Annotated in this window: 5 protein-coding genes; 2 read left to right on the top strand and 3 right to left on the bottom strand. The window is 73.4% G+C overall.

What is annotated here, in order from left to right:
• Positions 1 to 195: 195 nt before the first annotated feature.
• A complete protein-coding gene (locus tag AB0J52_RS27165) occupies positions 196 to 1,164 on the bottom strand; it encodes a GlxA family transcriptional regulator (protein ID WP_500185158.1) in 969 nt (322 codons plus the stop codon).
• Positions 1,165 to 1,265: 101 nt separating this feature from the next.
• Here AB0J52_RS27165 and AB0J52_RS27160 point away from each other — a divergent pair, with 101 nt between their 5' ends.
• Complete coding sequence (locus tag AB0J52_RS27160) at positions 1,266 to 2,108, top strand: dienelactone hydrolase family protein (protein ID WP_500185157.1); 843 nt, start codon at positions 1,266 to 1,268, stop codon at positions 2,106 to 2,108.
• Here AB0J52_RS27160 and AB0J52_RS27155 read toward each other — a convergent pair.
• Entirely contained in the window at positions 2,086 to 3,096 is a 1,011-nt protein-coding gene (locus tag AB0J52_RS27155; RefSeq protein WP_500185156.1) for an aldo/keto reductase family protein, read from the bottom strand. The genes AB0J52_RS27160 and AB0J52_RS27155 overlap by 23 nt on opposite strands.
• Before the next feature lie 163 nt (positions 3,097 to 3,259).
• Here AB0J52_RS27155 and AB0J52_RS27150 point away from each other — a divergent pair, with 163 nt between their 5' ends.
• On the top strand, positions 3,260 to 3,817 hold the full coding sequence (locus AB0J52_RS27150; protein ID WP_500185155.1) for an RICIN domain-containing protein: 558 nt from the start codon (positions 3,260 to 3,262) through the stop codon (positions 3,815 to 3,817).
• 6 nt (positions 3,818 to 3,823) lie between these two features.
• Here the strand turns inward: AB0J52_RS27150 and AB0J52_RS27145 are convergent, their stop codons facing one another.
• Positions 3,824 to 4,612 carry an SAM-dependent methyltransferase gene (locus AB0J52_RS27145; RefSeq protein ID WP_500185154.1) on the bottom strand — a complete coding sequence of 263 codons (789 nt, stop codon included), beginning with the start codon at positions 4,610 to 4,612 and terminating at the stop codon, positions 3,824 to 3,826.
• Between the last annotated feature and the right edge of the window lie 358 nt (positions 4,613 to 4,970).

The following is a 4,970-nucleotide window of genomic DNA, read 5'->3' as shown; positions in this document are numbered from 1 at the left end:
GGACGAGCAGCGCCTCGTCCCGCAGCGCCCACAGCCTGCGGGCGGCGGACCGCGGGCTGGGCGCGGTGGCCCGCGACGGTGCCTCCATGGCCAGTCCCCTTCCGGCCGATTCCCCGTGTCACCATCATCACTCACGGTGTCCAGGCGGTGGCGGGTGGCCATGCCCGTCCCGGGTGGGAGCGGGTGTCGGCGCGGTCAGACGCGGCGGCGGAAGGCCGCGCGGTAGTCCCTGGGGCGCTGGCCGGTGTGGCGGGCGAACAGGGCGGCGAAGGTCCCCGGGTCGCCGTACCCGACGGCGGCGGAGATGCCGGAGACCGTCCGGTCGGTGGTCTCCAGCAGGTGGCGGGCGCGGCGGACGCGTGCCGCCTGCAGGTAGGCGAGCGGGCTCTGGCCGGTCTCCTCGGCGAAGCGGCGCAGCAGCGTCCGGGTGCTGACGCTGAAGGTCTCCGCCAGCGCGGCCAGGTCGTACCGGGCGGCGAGGTTCTGGTCGAGCTCCCGCATGACCCTGCGGGAGAAGTCGTGGCCGGGCTGGGGGAGGAGCCTGGCGTCCACGTAGGGGTTCTGGGACGACCGCGCGTCGTCCAGCAGCGCCATGCGGGCGGTCGCGCGTGCCACGCCCGTCCCGCTGTGGCGGCGGATGAGGCCGAGCGCGAAGTCGTACATGGCGCTGAAGGCCGCCGTGGTGGTCACGCCCCGGTCGGTGACGACCAGCCGGTCGGACCGGACGTCGGCGTCGGGGCAGCGGCGGGCGAGCCGCTCGGCGAAGAGCCACGCCGTGGTGGCGCGGCGTCCGCTAAGCAGCCCGGCCTCGGCGAGCACGAACGCCCCGACGCAGATGGAGACGACCGCGCCGCCCGCGTCCGCGTGCGCGCGGATGACGGCGATCTCGGCGGTGAGGGCGGCGAGCCGGGCGTCCAGATCCAGGTCCGGCGCGAGCTCGAACCCCGGGACGACCAGGACGTCCACCTCGCGCGGCGCGGCGACGGCCAGCGCGGCGCCGCCCGACGCGGCGACGCGGCGGCGGGGCGAGACGACCGACACCTCGAAGCCCGCCCGGTCCGGACCGGCGACGTGCGCGGCCATCGTCAGAAGGTCGGGGACGCCGAAGACCTCCGACGCGAAACACCCCGGATAGGCCAGGACACCGACCCGCAACGCGCTCATCCCGGCGCTCCTCCCACCCCGACACCAGTGGCGAGATTACCCCCGTACATGGCGATCTGGCCTCTCGTGCGGCGGTGGCCGTCCGCGCCAGGCTGGCGGCCATGAGCACCGCTGAGCGACAGCACGACGACGCGATCACCGACTTCTCCCGCCGGCGCGTGGACGTGGACGGCGTCGAGAAGACCGTGTACGCCGCCGGGTCCGGACCCGCCGTCGTCGTCATGCCGGAGATGCCCGGCATCAGCCCCGACGTCCTCCGGCTGGCGCGGTGGGTCCGCGACGCGGGCTTCACCGTGTACGTCCCGTCGCTGTTCGGCCGGGACGGCGCCTACCCGACGGTCGAGGCCGGCGCGGACGTCATCCGCCGGGCGTGCGTCAGCGTCGAGTTCCGCGCGTTCGGCGGAGGCGGCACGAGCCCCGTCGCGGCGTGGCTGCGGGGACTCGCCCGCCAGGCCCACGCCGAGAGCGGCGGACCCGGGGTCGGCGCGATCGGCCTCTGCTTCACCGGCAACTTCGCCCTCACCATGGCGCTCGAACCGGCGGTCATCGCGCCGGTGGTGAACCACCCCTCGCTGCCGCTGGACGACCCGGACGGGCTCGAACTCGGCGACGACGACGCGCGGGCGATCCGGGAACGCGTCGAACACGACGGGCTGACCGTCCTCGCCTACCGCTTCGACAACGACCGCTGGTGCACGGGCCGGCGCTTCGCCGCCTACCGCGCCCTCCTCGGGGACGCCTTCGACGGACGCGTCCTGCCCGGCGACGCGGCCAACACCGACCCGCCGCCGTTCTTCCGCGACACGGTCCAGACGCCCCACAGCGTCGTCACCGCCCACCTGGTCGACCAGGAAGGGCACCCCACGGTGCAGGCCAGGGACGAGATCCTCGCCTACCTGACCGCCCGCCTGCACCCGCCCGTCAGCGGCGCCAGGCGGGCATGACGTTGAAGAGGTCGGCGGTCTTGGCGGGATCGCGCTCGACCAGGTCGCCGAGCGTGGCGTCGATGCGCTCCAGCAGGTCGTCCGGGAGGCGGACGCCCGCGGCGGCGGCGTTCTCGGCGACCTGCGCCGGGCGGGACGCGCCGATGACGGCCCCCGCCACGGCCGGGTTCTGCAACGTCCAGGCGACGGCGAGCTGAGCCATGCTCAGCCCGGCCTCCTCGGCCAGCGGACGCAGGCGCTGCACGCTTTCGAGCACGGCGTCCGCCATGTACCGGCCGACGAAGCGGGAACCGCGGTCGTCGGCCGCCCGCGACCCCTCGGGAGGCTGCCCGCCCGGCAGGTACTTGCCGGTCAGGACGCCCTGCGCGACGGGCGAGAAGACGAGCTGCCCCAGCCCGAGGCGCTGGGACACCGGGACGACCTCCGCTTCGATGACGCGCCAGAGCATCGAGTACTGCGGCTGGTTGGAGATGAGCGGGACGCCCAGCTCCGCCGCGAGGGCGTGGCCCCGCTCGATCTGCTCGGCCGTCCACTCCGACACGCCCACGTAGAGGACCTTGCCCTGGCGCACCAGGTCGGCGAACGCCCGCATGGTCTCCTCCAGCGGGGTGTCCGGGTCGAAGCGGTGCGCCTGGTAGAGGTCGAGGTAGTCGGTGCCGAGCCGCCGCAGGGACGTGTGGCAGCTCTCCACGATGTGCTTGCGGGACAGGCCCCGGTCGTTGGCGCCGTCGCCGACCGGAAGGCACACCTTCGTCGCGATCTCCACCGACGACCGCCGCACGCCGTCCAGGGCGCGGCCGAGGACCTCCTCGGCGAGTCCGCCGGAGTAGACGTCGGCCGTGTCGAAGGTGGTGATCCCGGCGTCCAGCGCGGCCCGGACGCACGCGACCTGCGCGTCCTGGTCGATCTGCCCGTCCATGGTCAGCCAGTTGCCGAAGACGATCTCGCTGACGCGCAGCCCACTGGTCCCGACCCGTCGAAATTCCATGATCGTCACGATAGTCCCGGCCCGCGTCCCCCTGCCCCGCGAAAGCGGCCGGCGAGACCGGCCTCGTCGCCGCGGCAATGGTAGCTACTTGTGTCTGATCAGTTACAAAGAGTGCGCCTCTGGGGAAGAAGGCTGCGAAGGTCTCACCCACGAGGGAGTTGGTATGAAACGTCCGATCGCCTGGCTCGTGACCGGCCTGCCTGCCGCCGCCGTCCTCGCGTCCGCACCGGCCGCCCTCGGCTCTCCGGTCGCGTTCGGCTCCCCGGCGGTACTCGGATCTCCGGTCGCGCTCGGGGCCCCGGTCGCCCGCGCCCAGGGCGGGGTCGAGATCCGCACCTTCGCCCACAAGTGCCTGGACGTGCGGCACGCGTCCTCGGCCAACGGGGCGCACATCATCCAGTACCGGTGCACCGGCGGCTTCAACCAGCGGTTCCGGACCGTCCCGTCGGGCGGCCGCCTCGAAATCCACACGTTCGCCGACAAGTGCCTGGACGTGCGCAGGTCGTCGGTGGACAACGGCGCCTCCATCGTCCAGTACAGCTGCACCGGCGGCGTCAACCAGAAGTTCCGGCTGGTCCCCGCCCAGGGCGGCCAGGAGATCCGGACGTTCGCCACCAAGTGCCTGGACGTCAGGAACCACTCCGCGGCCAGCGGCGCGCGCATCATCCAGTACCACTGCACCGGGGCCTTCAACCAGCGCTTCCGGCTCGTCCCCCGCTGACCCGAGTCAGGGTTTGCGGCCGACCGCTCCGTACATCCAGATGTCCTCGGCCGTGTCCGGCACGGGGGAGTCGGGACGCCACTGCGGGACGGGGACCAGGCCGGGCTCGACGAGGATGAAGTCGCCGAAGAACGCGGCGATCCGCTCGACCGGGCGGAGCGTGGCCGGGTTGCGGGTGTTGCGGTAGGCGGCGGCCGCGCCCGCCGACGACCGCGGACGGGTGTCGCCGGTGACGTGCGAGAGCAGCAGGTGGCCGCCGGACGGCAGGACGTCCCGGTACCCGGCGACCAGGTCGTGCGGCCGGTCGCTGTCCGGGACGAAGTGCAGCACCGCGGCCATCAGCAGGGCGAACGGCCGGGACAGGTCGAGCAGGCCGGACGCGGCCTCCAGCACGGCGTCCCGGTCGCGCAGGTCGGCGGTGATGACCATGGTGGCCGAGTCCCCGCTCAGCAGCGCCCGCGCGTGCGCCAGGACGATCGGGTCGTTGTCCACATACACCACCCGCGCGGCCGGATCGTGCGCCTGCGCGATCTGGTGCACGTTGCCCTGCGTGGGCAGGCCGGTGCCGATGTCGAGGAACTGCGTGACACCCTGCTCGGCCAGGTACCGGACGCCGCGCTGCAGGAACCGCCGGTTCTCCACCGCGATCGGCCGCACCTCGGGCGCCGCCGCCAGGACCTGCTCGGCCGCCTCGCGGTCGGCCGCGAAGTTGTCCTTGCCGCCGAGGTAGTAGTCGTACATCCGCGCGGCCGTGGCCACGGTGGTGTCGATCCCGGGGGGTGCCTGCTCGGCCATGGGCCCTCTTTCACGGTCGGTGAGGCGGTGATCGCTGCCCTGTCACAACTACCGCATCCCCGCCCACCGGATCTCGCGTTCCACGAAATCCACCCATGGGACGCCATGTCCGGCCACCCGGCTCGCCCGACGGGACCGGCCGCCGCCTGGCCGGGGGACGGCGGCGTCTTCACTGTTCGCACAGCTTCCGGTGACCCGGCCTGGGGGAGGGTCTTGATCGTTTCAGCCGTCGCGCGAAGGTCGGCGGCTCGATCACCGGGGAGGCGACGTGCTTCACGTCCCCACAGCCAAGACCCTGGCCGCGCTGACCGCGGCGACGCTCGCGACCGCGCTCGGGAGCGCTTCACCCGCCCGAGCC

This window comes from Spirillospora sp. NPDC049652 (assembly GCF_040675125.1).
Taxonomy (GTDB): domain Bacteria; phylum Actinomycetota; class Actinomycetes; order Streptosporangiales; family Streptosporangiaceae; genus Spirillospora.
This window is presented reverse-complemented; position numbering and strand designations above follow the sequence as displayed.